Source organism: Streptomyces sp. NPDC003379 (assembly GCF_053589195.1).
In genome coordinates this window covers 246,873-264,427 of record NZ_JBSFRK010000002.1, presented here as the reverse complement: position 1 = coordinate 264,427, position 17,555 = coordinate 246,873, and the positions used below count along the sequence as shown (strand labels likewise).

Annotated in this window: 10 protein-coding genes; 2 read left to right on the top strand and 8 right to left on the bottom strand. The window is 73.0% G+C overall.

What is annotated here, in order from left to right; genetic code table 11:
- The first annotated feature begins 96 nt into the window (after window positions 1–96).
- The gene (locus tag ACWDVB_RS03720; RefSeq protein WP_451517790.1) at window positions 97–717 is read left to right on the top strand and encodes a TetR/AcrR family transcriptional regulator; all 621 of its coding nucleotides are present in this window, start codon (window positions 97–99) and stop codon (window positions 715–717) included.
- 277 nt (window positions 718–994) lie between these two features.
- Here ACWDVB_RS03720 and galE read toward each other — a convergent pair whose 3' ends face one another.
- The 4 genes from galE to ACWDVB_RS03700 all read right to left on the bottom strand — a co-directional run bounded on the left by galE (window position 995) and on the right by ACWDVB_RS03700 (window position 9,034).
- Window positions 995–1,978, bottom strand: a complete 984-nt coding sequence (gene galE / locus ACWDVB_RS03715) for a UDP-glucose 4-epimerase GalE (protein ID WP_451517791.1) — start codon at window positions 1,976–1,978, stop codon at window positions 995–997.
- 106 nt (window positions 1,979–2,084) lie between these two features.
- Window positions 2,085–3,755, bottom strand: a complete 1,671-nt coding sequence (locus ACWDVB_RS03710; protein WP_451517806.1) for a glycosyltransferase family 2 protein — start codon at window positions 3,753–3,755, stop codon at window positions 2,085–2,087.
- A 36-nt stretch (window positions 3,756–3,791) separates the two neighbouring features.
- Entirely contained in the window at window positions 3,792–5,369 is a 1,578-nt protein-coding gene (locus ACWDVB_RS03705) for a hypothetical protein (RefSeq protein WP_451517792.1), read from the bottom strand.
- Window positions 5,366–9,034 (bottom strand): CDP-glycerol glycerophosphotransferase family protein, encoded by a 3,669-nt coding sequence (locus ACWDVB_RS03700; protein ID WP_451517793.1) that lies wholly within the window; start codon window positions 9,032–9,034, stop codon window positions 5,366–5,368. The genes ACWDVB_RS03705 and ACWDVB_RS03700 overlap by 4 nt, the downstream gene beginning before the upstream one ends.
- 149 nt (window positions 9,035–9,183) lie before the next feature.
- Here ACWDVB_RS03700 and ACWDVB_RS03695 point away from each other — a divergent pair, with 149 nt between their 5' ends.
- Window positions 9,184–11,301, top strand: coding sequence for a bifunctional glycosyltransferase/CDP-glycerol:glycerophosphate glycerophosphotransferase (locus ACWDVB_RS03695; RefSeq protein ID WP_451517794.1), 2,118 nt, complete (start codon window positions 9,184–9,186; stop codon window positions 11,299–11,301).
- Here the strand turns inward: ACWDVB_RS03695 and ACWDVB_RS03690 are convergent.
- From ACWDVB_RS03690 to ACWDVB_RS03675, 4 genes are all read right to left on the bottom strand, one after another.
- The gene (locus ACWDVB_RS03690; RefSeq protein WP_451517795.1) at window positions 11,289–14,144 is read right to left on the bottom strand and encodes a stealth conserved region 3 domain-containing protein; all 2,856 of its coding nucleotides are present in this window, start codon (window positions 14,142–14,144) and stop codon (window positions 11,289–11,291) included. The genes ACWDVB_RS03695 and ACWDVB_RS03690 overlap by 13 nt on opposite strands.
- Window positions 14,141–15,148 (bottom strand): hypothetical protein, encoded by a 1,008-nt coding sequence (locus ACWDVB_RS03685; RefSeq protein WP_451517796.1) that lies wholly within the window; start codon window positions 15,146–15,148, stop codon window positions 14,141–14,143. Before ACWDVB_RS03685 ends, ACWDVB_RS03690 begins: the two co-directional genes overlap by 4 nt.
- A gap of 192 nt (window positions 15,149–15,340) precedes the next feature.
- The gene (locus tag ACWDVB_RS03680) at window positions 15,341–16,222 is read right to left on the bottom strand and encodes a carbohydrate ABC transporter permease (protein ID WP_451517797.1); all 882 of its coding nucleotides are present in this window, start codon (window positions 16,220–16,222) and stop codon (window positions 15,341–15,343) included.
- On the bottom strand, window positions 16,219–17,499 hold the full coding sequence (locus tag ACWDVB_RS03675) for a carbohydrate ABC transporter permease (RefSeq protein ID WP_451517807.1): 1,281 nt from the start codon (window positions 17,497–17,499) through the stop codon (window positions 16,219–16,221). Before ACWDVB_RS03675 ends, ACWDVB_RS03680 begins: the two co-directional genes overlap by 4 nt.
- Window positions 17,500–17,555 lie beyond the last annotated feature (56 nt).

Below are 17,555 nucleotides of genomic sequence, written 5' to 3'. Positions count from 1 at the left end.
GTACGTCGGGACGGACCCGTATCGTCGTAACGCCGAGCGTAGGACCTCCCAACGTCGGAACGCAACCGTATCGTCGTGACGCTTTATGCTGTCCGTATGACGACGAGCAGGCCACAGGACGAACAGCCGCGCCGCAGGCCCCCCGCCGGAGCCGCCGTGCTCCGCGAGGACGTGACCGAGGCCATCCGGGCCGCCGTCTTCGAAGAGCTCGCCTCCGTCGGCTACGCCCGTATGTCCATCGAGGGCATCGCCCGCCGCGCAGGCGTCGGCAAGACCGCCGTCTACCGCCGCTGGCGGTCCAAGCTGCATCTCGTACTGGACCTGGTGTCGGCCATAGCGGTCCAGGGGCTCCCTGCGCCGGACACCGGATCGCTGGAAGGGGACCTGCGGCTGCTGTACGAGGTGACATCGCGCGCGCTGCGGCATCCCGTCGCCTCGCAGGTCATCCCGGACCTCCAGGCGGAGGCGGCCCGCAACCCCGAGATCGCCGAGGCCCTCCAGAAGGCGCTGCGCGAAGGGCAGCACGGGGTCGCGAGCGGCATCGTGCGGGCCGCCGTCGAGCGGGGCGAGGTGCGCGAGGGCGCCGACCAGGAGCTGGCCCTCGACCTGGTGTCGGGGCCGCTCTACTGGCGTTCGGTGGTGGTGCGGGCCGATCTGCCCAAGGGATATCTGGGCAGGCTGGCGGCGGCCACGGCGGCGGGGCTGCGGGCGCTCTGAGGCGGGCGCGCCGGCGCTCCTCGGGCGTCCCGGTGTTCAGGCGTCCCGGCGGCGCGTCAGGGACAGGGCCGTGCCGGTCCCGAGCGCCACGACGCCCGTACCGACGCTGACCAGAACCTGCTGTACGCCGTCGAAGGCCAAGCGGACCAAGCCGGCCGCCGGAACGATGGGCGCTCTCCTGAACCGATCTCAGCAGAACCGGACCGCCCCGGTCACCATCGACGTCACCGGCCCGCCGAAGGCTCCGCTCCTGCCCCCGCAGGGACCCCGCCCCGCCCTACTTCCGCCCCGTCCCCGGATGCAGCCGGACCCAGCCCGCCCACGCCGACGCGATCATGTCGCGTACGTCCCGCTTGGCCGACCAGGACAGTTCCGCCGTGACGCGGTCCGCCGCGGCGACCACGCGGGCCGGGTCGCCGGGGCGGCGGGCGGCCACCTCGGCGGGGGTGTCGTAGCCCGTGATCTCGTTGATGAGATCCGTCATCTCGCGGACCGAGACGCCCTCGCCGCGGCCGATGTTGAGGGTCAGGTCCGTGCCGGGCGCGGCCGAGGCCAGCTTGCGGGCCGTCGCCACGTGGGCCTCGGCCAGGTCGACGACGTGGATGTAGTCGCGTACGCAGGTGCCGTCGGGCGTGTCGTAGTCCGCGCCGAAGACGCGGGGGGCCTCGCCGGCGGTGAGCTTCTCGAAGACCATCGGGACGAGGTTGTAGACGCCGGTGTCCGCCAGCTCGGGCGAGGCCGCGCCCGCCACGTTGAAGTAGCGCAAAGAGGCCGTCGCCAGGCCGTGCGCGCGCCCCACGGCGCGCACCAGCCACTCGCCCGCCATCTTCGTCTCGCCGTACGGGCTCATCGGCAGGCACGGCGTCTCCTCGGTGACGAGGTCGACGTCGGGCATGCCGTACACCGCGGCCGAAGAGGAGAAGACGAAGGAGGGGACCCCGGCCGCCACCACCGCTTCGAGGAGCACCCGCAGGCCCTCCACGTTCTCGTGGTAGTAGCGCAGGGGCTGCTCCACCGACTCGCCGACCTGCTTCTTCGCCGCGAGGTGGACGACGCCGGTGACCTCGTGCTCCTTGAGGGTGCGGGCCAGGAGGTCCGCGTCCAGGGTCGAGCCCGTCACGAGGGGGACGCCCGGGGGGAGGCGGTCGACGATGCCGGTGGACAGGTCGTCGTAGACCACGGCCCGCTCGCCCGCCTCCGTCATGGCGCGGACGACATGCGCCCCGATATATCCGGCGCCGCCGGTGATCAGCCAGGTCATGGTCGTCGTGTCCCGTCCTGTCGTGCGTGTGTGCGATGTGCGGTGTTCGCGTGTTCTGTGCGGGTGGATCGCGTCGCAGTCTTCCAGAGGGCGTGTACGCGGCGCGTCAACGCCCTGAACCGCCTACCGCGGCGCGGACCGGCCCGGCCAGCCGGGCCAGCCGCCGTTTCGCGACCCCGGCGACGCCCCCCACGCCGGGCGCGAGCCGCACCGAGAGGTTCCCCGCCTGGGTGGCGTACGGCTGGACGAGGAGGATGCCGCGCCGGGCGCTCGGCACCACGGTGCGGCGCAGCAGTCCGGGCCCCGCGACGGCGTGCGCGGTCGTGTCGCGTGACGTTCCGTCGTCGAAGCGCACCCGCAGCCGTACGTCCCACACGGCGCCCTCCAGCGAGCCGAGGTCGAGCAGGGCCGTGGCGGTCCACGTCTCGCCGGGCCGCTCCGCGGTGAACGCCGCCGTCCTGCGCAGGCCGGGCAGACCGCTGTGCCGGTGGACCAGTTCGACGTCGACGGTGGCGGGGCCCGCCTGTGCCACCCGCCCGTACAGCTCCCGCAGCCGCAGCGTGAGCCGTGTGCCGCCCACGCGCGGACGCAGCTCGCCGTCGACCGCGAGGGGCAGCAGGCGCATGGGGCGTACGAGCAGATGGTCGAGGGTGACCTGCGGGAGGTCGGCCGCCCAGACCGGTGTGGCGTCGGCCGTCCTCGGATACGGCGGCGCGAGCCGCGCCGGGCGCGCCGCAACCTGCTTCAGCCGGACCAGGTCGCGCGGCTGTTCGGAGGCGAGGATGACGCGGGCGATGACGCGGCCGGGGGCGGGCGCCGCGTCGAGGTCGGCGGCGTCGAACGTCGTCAGGTACGCGCGCGTGAGGGCCCACCACTCGCGCTGGTACTCCTTGCCGCGCGCGGGCAGTTCACGGGCGTACATCCGCAGCCCGTGGTCGACGAACTTGGCGCGGGCCGCCCGCGCGAGCCGCTTGCCGCCCGTGCCGCGCGCGTCCCGCAGGATCTCCACGGACTGGCGGTGCGCCTCCATGCGGGCCTGCCAGTTGGCGATCCCGGAGCGGTCCAGGGAGATGGACAGTTTGGTTGCGGCGCGGCGCACGTGCCAGACGTAGACGGTGTCGGGGACGAGTGCGATGCGCGGGGCCGCGGCGAGTACGCGCGCGGTGAAGACGAAGTCCTCGTAGATGAAGGGGCCTTCGGGGAAGCGGATGCCGTGCTCGCGCAGGAAGTCCGTACGGTAGAGCTTGTTGACGCAGAGCGTGTCGTGGACGAGGCGGGTGCGCAGCTCGGGGCGGGCGACGAGGCGAGCCTTGGTGTACAGCTCGGGCTGCCAGGGCACCTCCCGGCCGGACGGCAGTTCGCGGCGCACGCACAGTCCCGAGGCGACCTCGCAGCCGTGCCGCTCGGCGGCGGCGAGCAGCGCGGCGGCCGCGCCGGGCGGCAGGACGTCGTCGCTGTCGAGGAACATCACGTACGGCGATGAAGCGGCGTCGATCCCTTCGTTGCGGGGGGTCCCGCAGCCGCCGCTGTTGCTGTCGCGGCGGATCACCTTCACGCGCCGGTCCTGTTCGGCGAGGGCGGCCAGGGTCTCGTCGCTGCCGTCCGTCGAGCAGTCGTCGACGGCGATCACCTCGCGGACGACGGGGCCCTGGGCCAGCGCGGAACGCACCGCGTCCGCGACGTGGGCCGCGTCGTTGTAGCCGATCACGACAACGGAGATCCGGGCGGCGGACGGGTTAGTGGCAGGTGTGTTCTGGGCAGTCGGATGAGACAGGATGCGGTCCACGGGGGAAATTTTAGTGGTTGCCGGTAATTATCCGATTAGTGGGGCATTCGTGGGTGCGGCACTGTCCTGTTCGGGGTGCTTCGCACCGCCGACTCGCGCCAGTACCTCACCCGTACGCCGGCTCCAGTCGACGACCACGGCCTCCGGCGGCGCCTTCTGGCCCGGTGCGAGCAGCAGCCACCGCACGTCGTAGCGGCCGACGATGGCCGAGCGCTGCGCACGGCTGGAGGCGGGGGAGAGGTAGGTGCGTACGGCCGTGAGGCGGCGCTCCCGCACGGCCTCGTCGAGCGAGGCGTCCGGCCAGGCGGGGGCGACGAGGTTGGCGCCGTAGCCGGGGACGGAGCGGGTGGGCCGGTAGCCGTCGGTCAGGACGACGTCGCCCTTGCGCATATGGCCGGCCGCCCAGCCGTAGCCGGGCCAGCGCGGCGGCTGGTCGAAGCCGATGGGGTCCAGCGCGCGCGGCACGACGGCGCCCGCCTGGATCTGGAAGAACCCGACGCAGGCCCCGAGCGCCGCCGCCCCGGCGAGCGCGCCCCGCCGCCACCCCCAGGTGCGCGGCGCCGCGAGCTCGATGGCGAGGGCGAACTGGAGGGGCACCAGCGTCAGTCCGAGGATGCGCCCGTAGGTGTAGTGGCCGCTGACCCAGCCGTACGCGACGACCGCGCACTCCAGGGCGAACATCAGGACGAGGGGATCCCTGCGGTCCCTGCGATGGCGCAGCCACAGCGCCGGGAGCCCGAGCAGCGCCAGCCAGAAGCGCTGGGGCATCCCGCTGTAGAGCTGGCGGTGGATCCAGTCGACGCTGTCGTCACCGACCAGCGAGAAGACACTGAAGTACGGCCAGAGCGCCGCGGCGACCGCCGCGGTCAGGGCGGTCACCGCCCACGCCCCAAGCCGCCCCCACGCCCGCACCTTCGGGTCGGACGCCGCGAAGGCGACCACACCGATGACCGCCGCCACCGACGAGATCGGATGGATGAGCAGGACGAGCCCGCACAGGGCGCCCAGACCGACGTACGGCCAAAGGCCCCGAGGCCGCCGGGCGAGCGCACCGGCCCACGCCCACGCCCAGAACGCCAGGCCGATCGCGAACGTCGACGGATAGCCGAGGTTCCCCGTCATCGACATCAGGCCCAGATAGCCGCTCCACCACGCCATCCGGGTGCCCCAGAGCAGCACCATCGCGAGCAGCGCGAGGACCGGGGCCCACGGGCGGGGCGTCAGGACGCGCACGAAACGGCCGATGCCGGTGAGCAGGACGAGGAGGTTGAGCGGGCCCGAGAGCTTCACGACCTCCCAGCCCGCGAAACCCGTCGCCTTGGCGAACAGGCCCTGGGCGACCGCGTACGGCGAGTAGTACGCGCTGCCGTCGCCCGGCAGGTCCGCCATCGGGTGCGCGGGGTGCAGGAGGTTCTCCTTCAGACGCTCGACGACCGCCGCGTGCTGCCCGAAGTCGCAGCACATCGGGACCCGCCAGAACGCCAGCGACATCACCAGCCAGAAGAGCCCGCCGAAGACCACGTGGGGCGAGGGGCGCCATCGCGGGGCGCCGCCCAGCGCCGTCGCGCCGTGGGCGACCCGGCGGACCAGAAGCGTGCCGCTCACCGCATCAGCCTCTCCACGACGCGGGCCGCGGCCCTGCCGTCGTCCAGGTCGCAGTAGGCCTCGCGGAACGCCGTGTACGCGTCCGCGTGCCGGGCCGCGATGGAGTCCAGGTCGCGCAGCGCCTCGACGACCTCGCCGGTGGAGGCGAGCAGCGGGCCGGGGGCGGTCGTCTCGAAGTCGAGGTAGAAGCCGCGCACCGTGTCGCGGTAGTGCTCCAGGTCGTAGGCGTGGAAGAGCATCGGGCGCCCGGTGTGCGCGAAGTCGAACATCAGCGAGGAGTAGTCGGTCACCAGCACGTCGGCGACCAGCAGGAGTTCGGCCGCGCGGGGGTGGGCCGACACATCGCGTACGAAGGGCGCGCGGGCGCCCGGCAGCCGGCCCGCCGTCAGCGGGTGCTTGCGCACCAGCAGGACGTGGTCGTCGCCGAGCACCGACTCGGCCGCGCGGAAGTCGAGCGCGGGCTCGTAGCGGAAGCGGCCCGGGGAGTACGCGAGATGGTCCCGGTACGTCGGCGCGTACAGCACGATCCGCTTGCCCGGCGCGATGTCCAGCTCGCGGCGGACCCGCTCGGCGACCTTCTGGCGGTCGTCACCGAACAGCACGTCGTTGCGGGGCGAGCCCGCTTCGAGGACCTCGCCGTCGTAGGCGAGGGCGCGGCCCAGATGCGGGGTGGAGAAGCTGTTCGGCGAGACCAGCACGTCCCACTGGCGGGACAGGCGCGGCAGGGCGTCGAGGTGGCCGTGGTCGGCGTAGAGCGTGTCGGTGAGGTCGGTGCCGATGCGCTTGAGCGGGGCGCCGTTCCAGGTCTGTACGACGGTCTGGCCCTCGCGGCGCTCGAAGAACTCCGGCAGATGGCCCGCGGTGACGATGCGGCGGCAGCGGGCCAGCGCCTCGTACCAGGCGGCGCTGTGCTCCTCGACGCCCTTCGCACCGGCCGGGACGCGGGTCTGCTGGTCGTGCGTGACCCACAGGTGCTCGATGTCGTCGCCGCGCCGGGTCAGCTCCTCGTGGACGGCGCGGGGCGAGTCCCCGTCGAGGTAGAGGACGGCGTCGGTCAGCGGCCGCTTGCGGCAGCCCGGGTAGTGGGCGGTGCGGAGCCGGTGCTGCCGGTAGGCCCCGCGCTCGGACCGGGCGAGGACGGACCCCGCCTCGACGAGCAGCCGGTCCCCGAACCGCCGGTCGACGGTGAACTCCCGCCCCTGAACGGCCTGCCGAAGCGGCAACCGCCCCGACACAGAGGCAAGCAACCGCACGGGCATACCGTCCTCACGCCGCTCAACCCGCCCGCCGGGCGCGCCTCCGACCGGCTCGGCCTGTCCGCCGGGCGTGCCTTCGACCGGCTCGGCCTGTCCGCCGGGCGCGCCTTCGACCGGCTCGGCCTGTCCGCCGGGCGCGCCTTCGACCGGCTCGGCCTGTCCGCCGGGCACGCCCTCGCCTCGCTCGGCCCACCCACCGATCTCCGTCCCCGCCTCCCGCAAGAACGCGTACCACCGCCCCTCCCGCAACGCCCCGCCCCCCGGCGCGACCACCGCGCGCAGCCGGTCGCCGTCGCGCTCGACCGGTACCGCGAGTTCCTCGTCGCGGCCGCTGTGCCGCAGTACGAACTCGGCCTGGGGCCAGCAGGCTCGCGTCGCCAGGATGTCGACGGTCAGCGTGCCGTCCGCGGCCCACGTGACGTGGTCGGCGATCGGCTGGCGGGTCAGTTCGACGACCAGCTGGCCCTGGTCGTTGGCCGTGGCGCACAGTTCGCGGCCCGCGCCCGCCGCGTACCGCCCAGGGGCGAGGTCGAGCGTGGCGGCGAGGGACTTCAGTCTGCCGTCGGGCAGGACGAGGTTGGCCTGCCAGCGGTCGCCGTGCGGCGGCTCGACCTCCTTGGGCGCGAGGTGCGGGACGGGCGCCGCCCCCGCCAGGTCGGCGAGGCGCACGCGGACCTCGAAGCGGTCGTCGGCGAGGGACACCGGGTAGTCGAACTCGGCGCCGGAGTGCTTGTGGGTGAGCCGCAGCGCCCGGGGGCGCGCATGCCCCGGCAGGCTCCCGCTCAGCACCACGTCGCCCCCGTCGCGCCGATGGGCGTCCACCCGCGCCGCGTACTCCTGGATCTTCAGCACGAGCCGCCGCCCCCTGCTGAAGCCGAGGACGAGCCGCAGCCCGTCGCCCAGCTCGCGCACCACGGACTGCGCCGACGCCCCGTCGGCGGCCCGCACGGCCGCGCGCCGCACCGTGCCGTGGCCCGCGACGACCACACCGAGCAGCCAGTTCCCCGGCCGCCACCGGCCACCGGTCTTGAGCTGCTCGGGGTCGACGGTCATCTCGAAGCCGGACAGGTCGTAGCAGTGCAGGCGCTGCCGCGACTGCTCGGTGGCCTGCGGCGCGGCGACGGTCCTCGTCGGCACGCGCCGGAACCGCCCCTTGCTCCGCGCCGACTTGAGCAGCCCCGCCTTGACGGAGTGCCCGGGCCGGGTCGCCTCCAGGTTGCGTACGTACGCGTAGCCGCCGATCCGCAGCTTCCCGTCGGCGTCCCACCGCGCCTCGCCGACCCGCGCCACGACGGGCAGTTCGCGCCGCCCGATCCGCGCCAGCTTCTCGGGGACGCGCCCGACGCCCGGGTAGGAGGCGCTGCGCCGCACCCTGCCGCGCACGTGGAAGGCGGTGCCGTTGGCCCGCTCGAAGGCGAGCAGGTCGATGAGTTCGGCGGTGCGCGCCTCGCGGACGAGCTGCCACTTGATGCGCAGGTCGACGGGGAGTCCGGCGACGACGGACGGGTCGGCGCGGCGCAGGAACGCCGCCGTGTCCGTCATGAAGGCCGCGCGGTACTCGGGGCCGCCCATCGGCAGCCCCTCCAGGAAGTACACGAAGTCGTCGCGCAGGCAGGAGGCGTCGTACGTCTTCTTCATCTCCGGCGCGTGCCGGGCGAGGAAGCCGCTGACGTGCGCGCACGCCGCGATCCGGTCGCGCACGCCCTTGACGTCGGTGCGCCGCCGGGTGATGGAGCCCTCGCGGACCCGCCAGTAGTAGACGTGGTCGCTGAGCACGTCCACGGACCCGGCGAGGAAGTGCGCCGGGATCATCACGGGGGTGTCCTCGTAGAGCTTGCCCTCGGGGAAGGCGAAGCGGTGCCGGTCCCAGAAGGAGCGGCGGAAGACCTTGTTCCAGGCCACGCGGTCGGAGAGCAGGTCCAGGTCGCGCGCGATGTGCGTACGGGTGCGCGGCTCGGTCAGCCACTTGTACTGCCAGGCCTGCGAGCGGCCGCGTTCGGTGAGCCGCCAGACGTTGCCGCTCGCGAAGTCGGAGCCGGTGGCGTCCAGGCTCGCGATCATCCGCTCGTACGCGTCGTGCGGCACGACGTCGTCACTGTCGACGAAGGTCAGGAACTCGGCGGTGGGGGACGCCTTGCGTACACCGGTGTTGCGGGCGGCGCTCAGCCCGGCGTTGCGCTGGCGGACGTAGACGAAGCGGGGGTCCCTGGCGGCGAACTCGCGGGCGATGAGCGGGCTGGCGTCGGTCGAGCCGTCGTCGACCATGACGCACTCCAGACCGCCGGGGCCCTCGGGCCCGCCGGTCCTTCCCGGGCCGTCCATGGTCTGCCGGGCGATCGATTCCAGGCACTCCTCCAGGAACTCCTCGACGTTGTAGATGGGCACGACGACGCTGAGACGGGGCTGCACGGCGACCGGCCTTTCATGGGAGTACGGGCATATTTAGCCCCCTTTGCCCGCTCGCGGCCCCCGAAGGTCAGTTTCTTCGGCGTCTATCACCCCAATGAGTGATGGGAGGTCTTCGACAGGGGGTGCCCGGCTGACTACGGTCGGTTGTCATGTCGCGCTTCTCGGTTGTCGTCCCCGCCCACCGTGTCCAGGGCTACCTGCGGGAATGCCTGGACTCCGTGCTCACGCAGTCCTTCGACGACCTCGAACTGATCGTCGTCGACGACGCGTCGCCCGACGCCTGCGCCGCGATCGCCGGGGAGTATGCGGAGCGCGACCCGCGCGCGCAACTGGTCCGCGTCCCCGACCGGGCGGGCCCCGGCCCCGCCCGCGACATCGGTGCCGACCGCGCCACCGGCGAGCACCTGCTCTTCCTCGACGGCGACGACCTCCTCCTGCCGGGCGCCCTCGAAGCCATCGACGCGGCCCTCACCGAACGGGGCGAGCCGGACGTCCTGCTCCTCGCGCACGACCGCGTCGACTGGTGGGAGACCGTCCGCCCCGGCGGCGACCACCTCACGGGCGACCCGCTGTCCGTCACCCCGGCCGCCTGGAACCGCGTATTCCGTCGCGGGTTCTGGCGCGAGCAGCGGCTCGCCTTCTCCGAGGGGCCGTACGAGGACGTGGTGCCGGTCCACACCGCGACCCTGCGGGCGGGCGAGCGCCTCGCCGTCCTCGACCGGCCCTGCGTGCGCTGGCGCGAGCGGCGAGCCGGGAGCTTCTCCAAGACGCCGGGCAGACACCACTTCGCCCTCGTCGAGCGGTACGAGGAGCTGCTCGCCGCCGCCGGGCCCGCCGACCGCGCCCGGCTCCTGCCGCACGCCGCCGCGCACCTCCTCGCCGTCCTCGACGACCCCGGCCGCATCCGCGCGGGCGACCGGCGCGACTTCTTCCACGAGGCGGCCCGCGTGTACCGGACGTACGCGCCCACCGGCACCGAGCCCCGCACCCCCGGCGAGCCCCGCACCCCCGGCGAGAAGGCCCTCGCCGCCGCCTCCTACGCCGCCCACGAAGGGCTGCGCAGGGCCGAGTCGCGGCGCCTGCGCGTCACCCGGCAGCTCAAGCAGCAGAAGAAGAAGCTGCGCGCCCACGCCATGCGCGCCGCCTACCGCACCGACCTGCACCGCTCCCTCGACCCGCACCTCGCGGTCTACGGCGCCTACTGGAACCGCGCCGTCTCCTGCAACCCGGCCGCCATCCACGCGAAGGCCCGCGAACTGGCCCCGCACATCAGGGGCGTGTGGGTGGTCTCCGGGCGACACAAGCACAAGGTGCCCGCCGGGGTCGAGTACGTCGTCGAGGGCTCCCGGCGCTACTGGGAGGCGATGGCCAGGGCGACGTACCTCGTCAACAACTCCAGCTTCCCCGGCGGGTTCACCAAGCGCCCCGGCCAGGTCTACCTCCAGACCCACCACGGCACGCCGCTGAAGAAGATGGGCCTGGACCAGCGCCGCTACCCGGCCGGTACGCACGGCATCAGCTTCCAGAAAGTCCTGGACCACACCGACCAGTGGGACTTCAGCCTCTCCGCCAACCCGCACTCCACGGAGATCTGGGAGCGCGTCTACCCCTCCACCGCCTACCAGCCGCTGGAGGCGGGCTACCCGCGCAACGACGTGTACTTCACGACGGGCGACGAGGAGATCGACCGCGTCCGCACCCAGCTGGGCATCGCCGACGGCCGGACCGTGCTGCTGTACGCGCCGACCCACCGCGACTACCAGAAGGGCTTCCTGCCCCGCCTCGACCTCAAGCGCTTCGCCGAACGGCTCGGTCCCGGGTACGTCGTGCTCGTGCGCGCCCACTACTTCTACGGCGCCGACGCCGGGCTCGACGCGCACCCGCAGCTCGTCGACGTCACCGGGCACGCGCGCGTGGAGGACCTCTGCCTGGCCGCCGACGCGCTCGTCACGGACTACTCGTCGCTGATGTTCGACTACGCCTGCCTGGACCGCCCGATCGTGACGTACGCGCCGGACTGGCAGGCGTACCGCCTCGCGCGCGGCACCTACTTCGACGTGGTGTCCGGCAGACCGGGCGAGACACCGGGGGCCGTGGCCACCACCGAGGACGGACTGACGGAGCTGTTCCGGGACGGCGGCTGGGACACGCCGCAGACGACGGCGCTGCGCTCGGCTTTCCGTGCGCGCTTCTGCCCCTACGACGACGGGAAGGCCGCCGAACGCGTCGTCCGGCGGCTCTTCCTGTCCGCCGCTCAGACCTCGTAGGGCGAGCGCACCGGGAAGTACGCCGTCAGGAACGACCTGATGGCGAGCGCCATCTCCTCCTCCGCCATGCCGCTGTCGTGGGACTCCCCGATGCAGAAGGCCGTCCGGTCGCGGTTCTGCAGCAGCCGGCCGAGCCGCGCGTGGTCGGCGCGGTCGCCGATGTCCACGAAGTCGTACGCGATCCAGCCCGGCACCGCCCGCCCGGTGAGGTACGCGTAGTGCTGGTACAGCGACGAGACCAGGGCGAAGTCGTCGGCGCAGCGGAATCGGCTGCGGGCCGTGGCCGCCGTCTCCTCGGGGAAGCGCTCGGCGATCTCCTTCAGGACGCTGCGGCGCAGCGCGTACGGCACGTGGAAGAAGCTGTGCGTCGTCGTCCTGCCGAACGCGCGGCGCAGCAGCTCGCGGTTGTTCTTCGCCGCCGCCAGATAGCCCTCGTCGTCCGGTGACAGGGGCAGGGCGGGCACGGACGCCGAGGACCAGAAGAAGCGGGCCAGGCCGTTGCTGAGGAAGAACGTGTCGGGGGTGGTGGGGCGGCCGAGGAACATGTCGTCGTTGAAGTACAGGAAGTGCTCGGACAGGCCCTCGACGCGGTGCAGCTGGGACTCGATGGAGTGCGAGTTGAAGGTCGGCAGGCACTCCTCGGGGTCGGCGAACAGGTCGCGGTGGTCCACGACCGTCAGGCCGGGGTGGTCCCGGTCGAGCCAGTCGGGGACCTGGCCGGCCGTGACCAGGTACACGTGCCGGATCCACGGCGCGTACATCGCAAGGGAGCGCAGACTGAAGCGGAGCTCGTCGCGGTTGCGGTAGCGCACGGCGCCGTCGTCCGCCGACTCCCGCCCGGGGCCGCGGGCCGTGTCGCTCCGGGCCGCGTCGCGGCGGGCGCGCCACTCGGGGTCGGAGTCGTCGACCCAGGTGTAGACGGCGTCGACGGGGAAGTCGATGTCCTTGACGAGGAGTTCGGTGAAGATCTGAAGGGTCGGGTAGTCGCGGTCCGCCACCCGCAGGGTCGCCGTCGGGGTGAGCGAGGGCAGCTCCGCGCCTGCGAGGGTCGTCCCGAAGGGCGCGCGGAAGCCGTCGGCCGCGGCTGTGCCGGGGGCGCCCTGGACCGTCCGGGGCCAGAACGCCACCGTGCAGGCGAGGCCCGCGCCGTGCCTCAGTGACAGCGTGGTCGTGGTCACCGGCTTGAAGATCTTCACGCCGGACAGGTCGCCGATGCCGTCGAGGCGTTCGGCCAGGACGGCGCCGGGTGCCGCGTCGCGCGGGTTGACCAGCTCGGCGTAGACGGGCTGCCCGCGCAGCGCCCCGGCCAGGGCCTTCAGGGCGCGGCTCCGGTCGTCGGCGGCCACGGCGAGGGTGTGGGCGGTGTCGTCCGGGGTGCGCACCAGGACGTGGGGCACACCCTCCGCCTCCAGCGCGGACGCGGTGAGCCGCAGATTCCACTCCGCCATGCGCGGCGCGAGCACGTCGTCGCGCCGCTCGGCGAGGCGGCCCACGGAGCGGATGACGCGGCCCGTGGTGTCGGCGGCGATGATCTCGTCCTCGCGGGCCCGCTCGCCGGCGGCGGCCGCGGCGTCGAAGGTGTGCGGGGCGGTGGGCCGGAAGCCGCAGCCGCCGGACGCGACGCCGAGCGCCACGCGGTCCGCGCGCCCGCCGAGGCGCCGCGGCCGGTCCCGCCCCGCCACGAGCCGCCTGTACAGCTCCTCCCAGCGGGCGGTGACGTCCGCCGAGGAGAAACGGGCGTAGACGCCTTCGCGGGCGGCGCGTGCGTAAGCGCGGCGGGCGGCATCGTCGCCCATCAACTCATCCATGGCGCGGGCGAGTTCGTCGACCTCCCCGGGCGGTACGAGCAGCCCGTCGACGCGGTGCCGCACGATCTCGGCGGGCCCCGTGACCACGTCGTACGCGATGACGGGCACCCCCGCGGCGAGCGCCTCCAGGAGCACCAGCGGGAACGCCTCGTTGTGCCCGGCGGTCATCAGGCTCAGCCCCGCCTTGGCCCACTCGGCGGCCATGTCCCGGCAGGGGCCCAGCAGTTCGACGCGGTCGTGCAGGCCGAACCCGTCGACCAGGCGGCGCAGATGCCGCTCGCGGTGGCCGCCGCCGAAGATCCGCAGCGTCCACTGCGGATGCACGTCGGCGACCTGCGCGAAGGCCCGCACGGCGTGGTCGACGCGCTTCTCGCCGGTCAGCCGCGCCGCCATCACGATGACCTTGCCCTCTCCGTCCGCACGCGGCCGGAAGCCGTCCGGCACGGCGTTCGGGATGACAGCCAGCTCGGGCGCGGTGGGCCCGAGGGACTCCGCGATCCACTCCCGGGTGCGCTCGGTCAGCGTGACGAGGGCGTCCAGGCGCGGCGCGTGCAGGAGCAGCGGCTCGCCGGAGGGGCCGCGCCGCTGGGTGGGGCGGTGCTCCTGGTGCACGGTGACGACCCGCGCGGGCACGAGCGCCACGGCGGCGGCGAGCAGCGCGGGCGTGGTGGTGACCAGCACGTCGGTGTCGAGCGAGCCGAGCGCGGCGGTCATCTCGACATCCGAGAGCCGGTCGAAGGCGTCCTCCCAGGCGGGCCGGATCAGCTCACTGGGCAGCGCGGCGAGCGTCCGACAGGCTCCGTCGTCCAACCCGGACTCCCGCACCGGACGCTCGGGCGTCGTCGTACGATCCACGAGATACCGCACGGGCAGAGCACGCGCCTCGGCGAAGAACGGCTCGGCACGGGTCCGGAAAACGGAAACAACCTCGACCTCGACGCCGGGCCGCTCGCCGAGATGCTGCGCCTGCGTATAGGTAGCAAGCTCGGTCCCCCCCATCTCGTCACCCCATCCGAGCAGGTACGTGATCTTCATGAGGTCTCCTTCGCCGCCGACTGGCGCGTGCGGTTGGTCCGCTCCCGCGTGAGTTCCGTGATGTCCCAGCACGTCACCGCGAACGCGCCCGCCCCCGTGAAGTGGGCGTGTGCCCGGACCAGTGCGCCGTTGGGGAGGGCGAAGACGCGGAACGGGGTGGGGTAGGCCGCCGCGGGGTCGCGTACGTCGGACAGCCACCGTCCGAGTGGCAGTCCGGACACCCGGAAGTCCCACACCCACTGCCCGGCACCGGCCCCGGTCATCGCGCCGAGCGGCACCCGCAGCGTGAACGCGCCGCCGTGCCCCGCCACTTCGACGGGCACGACGACTCCGTCCCGGCGCCGCACGGCCTCCGCGCGCCCGGGGGAGAGCGCCGCCCCGACCAGCCGCCCGTGCACGGTGATCCCGTCCCCGCGCGGCTCGAACCGCACCAGCTCGGCGCGTGGCCGCGGTCGCGTGGCCTGGAGCACGGCCCGCCCGCTGCGGGACCTGACGATCCGCACGAGGGTCCCGCTCAGCGGATCGGGCGCGTGCGGCACCGTCGGCGTCGCGGGCGGCGCGGGCGGCGCGCCGTCACCGGCGGGCGCGATCCCCTGACGCCGTACGCGCCCGTCGGCGCCCCGCGTCTCCACGGTGAGCCGCCAGACGCCGTCCCGCATGCCCCGCAGCGTGACCGTGGCGGTGAGCAGCGGCGTGCCGGCCGTGTGCCGCTCGAAGGCGAGGGGGACGGTCTGCCCGCGGCGGCCGCGCGTGATCATCAGCCGGGCCCGGTCCGGGGGCTCGGCCGTCCCGGCGGCGAGGGCGAGGTTGAGCGTGCGGCTGTCCCGGAGGGAGAGGTGCACGGGCGTCAGCAGGGGCTCCGCCCGCCCGGCGGCCCCCCGCACCCGCCCCGCGGCCGCCCGCTCCAGCCGGAACCGCGTGCTTCGCGCGGAGGCGCGCAGCCGCTGGACGAGGGCCGGCGGGGACCCGGGACGGCGAGGTGACGTGAACCCGATGCGGTGCATTTGCCTACTTTGCCCGCTTCAGCCCCGTACTCCGCGCACCGCGGGCCGTTTCCCTCCCCGGGCCAGCAGAATCGATCCGCTCGGAGCAGTGCCGCCCACGAGCGGGACGGCGGCACCGGGGCGGGCGCACGGAAGGAGGCGGCCCGGATCCGGGCCGCCTCGATCACCGTACGAACATTCGGAACCCCCGGCCTACTTCACCGCCCCCGCCATCACACCGGACACGAACTGCCGCTGGAACGCGAAGAACACGGCCAGCGGGATCACCATGGAGATGAACGCGCCGGGCGCCAGGATGTGCACGTTGTCGCCGAAGAACCGCACCTGCTGCTGGAGCGCCACCGTGATCGGTGGCTTCTGCGAGTCGGCGAAGATCAGCGCGATCAGCATGTCGTTCCAGACCCACAGGAACTGGAAGATGCCGAGCGAGGCGATGGCGGGCGCCCCCAGCGGCATCACGACCCGCAGGAAGAGCCGCAGCTCGCCCGCCCCGTCGAGCCGCGCCGCCTCCAGCAGTTCGCGCGGGATCTCCGCGAAGAAGTTCCGCAGGAGGAAGATCGCGAACGGCAGGCCGAACGCCACGTGGAAGAGGACCACGCCCACCGTCGTCTCGAAGATGCCGATCTTGCCGAAGAGCTTGGAGACCGGCACCAGCGCCACCTGTACGGGAACGACGAGCAGCCCGACCACGCCGATGAACCACCAGTCGCGGCCCGGGAAGTCCATCCACGCGAAGGCGTATCCGGCGAGCGAACCGAGGATCACGACGAGCAGCGTCGCCGGAACGGTGATCATGACGCTGGACAGGATCGAGTCGGTGATCGTCTCGTCCTTGAGGAGGTTCGAGTAGTTGTCCAGCGTCATCTGCGAGGGCGCGCCGAACACCTTCCACCAGCCGCTCTCGCTCATGTCGGCGGAGCTGCGCAGCGAGCCGATCAGCAGCCCGATGGTCGGCACCAGCCAGAAGAGGCCAACGAGCACCAGGAACACGCGCAGCGCGGTGCCACCGAGCGCGGCGGCGACGCGCCCGCCCACGGACCGCTTGGCCTTGACGATCTCGGTCTGGGTCGTCATCGCCCCGCCTCCCGCCGCATGCGCCGGATGTTGAACAGCATCACCGGGATCACCAGGAGGAACAGAAGCATCGCGATGGCGCTGGCCACGCCGATGTCACCCTCGCCGAACGCCGAGTTGTACAGCTGGAGCGCGAGCACGTTCGCGTCGTCCTTCGACGAGCCCGGCGGGATCACGAAGACCAGGTCGAAGATCTTCAGTACGTTGATCATGAGCGTGACCAGCACCACCGCGAGGACCGGGGCGAGCAGCGGCACCGTCACACGACGGAACACCTGCCACTCGTTGGCGCCGTCCACCCGTGCCGCCTCCAGGAGCTCCCGCGGCACGCTCGCCAGGCCCGCCGCGATCAGGACCATCGCGAAACCGGCCCACATCCACAGGTACGAGCCGATCACGGCCGGCGTGATCAAGGACGGGCCGAGCCACTCCACGCCGTTGTACGGCTCGCGGAAGTTGGAGGCGGGGAAGCGCAGTTGGGCGCCGTCCGCCTCCTTCGGCAGCGCGAAGGTGCCGTCCGCCTTCGCCTCGGTGGACGCCACGACCTCACCGTCCTTGACGGCCTCGACCTTGATGCCCGCGTAGCCGAACTCGGCGGTGTCCGGGGCGTTGACCTCGCCCCGGCCCCTGCCGCGCGTGAAGTCCTGCCAGGCCGTGCCGGTGACCTGGTCCGGGTCGGCCCGCGCGGCCTTGGCGGCCTTCGCGTCGTCCGGCATCTCGTTCGGTGGCACACCGGTCAGCGGCAGCACCACGGGCGTGCCCGCCTTCACCGGGTCGCGGGTGACGAAGGCACCCCCGCCCGCGTTCTTCAGGGGCGACTTCGTGCTGGGATGCGCCTGTGGGAACGCCGACGACTCGGCGAACGTGTCGTGCACGCTCACCGCCACGGCGTTGGCGACACCCCGGTCGGGGTCGGACTCGTACACGAGCCGGAAGATGATGCCCGCGGCCAGCATCGAGATCGCCATCGGCATGAAGATGACGAGCTTGAACGCCGTGCCCCAGCGCACCCGTTCGGTCAGCACGGCGAAGATCAGGCCGAGCGCGGTCGCGACGGTGGGTGCCACGACCACCCAGATCGCGTTGTTCTTGATGGCGGTCAGAATGCTGTCGTCCGTGAACAGCGTCTTGTAGTTGCCGAACGCCGTGAAGTCGCCCGACTCGTCGAAGAAGCTGCGGAACAGCGAGTACCCGATGGGGTAGAGGACGAGCGCGCCGAGCAGCACCAGGGCGGGCAGCAGGAAGAACACCGCCACGGTCTTGCGGGTGCCGGTCACGCTCTTGCGCGGGGTCGGGGCCGGGGGCGCCACCTTCGCGTTGCCCCCGGCGTTCG

Excerpts from the sequence above, each read along its gene's own strand:
- ACWDVB_RS03685 (WP_451517796.1), bottom strand. The coding sequence starts at position 15,148 with ATGCACCGCATCGGGTTCACGTCACCTCGCCGTCCCGGGTCCCCGCCG.
- galE (WP_451517791.1), bottom strand. The coding sequence starts at position 1,978 with ATGACCTGGCTGATCACCGGCGGCGCCGGATATATCGGGGCGCATGTC.
- ACWDVB_RS03695 (WP_451517794.1), top strand. The coding sequence starts at position 9,184 with ATGTCGCGCTTCTCGGTTGTCGTCCCCGCCCACCGTGTCCAGGGCTAC.
- ACWDVB_RS03680 (WP_451517797.1), bottom strand. The coding sequence starts at position 16,222 with ATGACGACCCAGACCGAGATCGTCAAGGCCAAGCGGTCCGTGGGCGGG.
- ACWDVB_RS03720 (WP_451517790.1), top strand. The coding sequence starts at position 97 with ATGACGACGAGCAGGCCACAGGACGAACAGCCGCGCCGCAGGCCCCCC.
- ACWDVB_RS03690 (WP_451517795.1), bottom strand. The coding sequence starts at position 14,144 with ATGAAGATCACGTACCTGCTCGGATGGGGTGACGAGATGGGGGGGACC.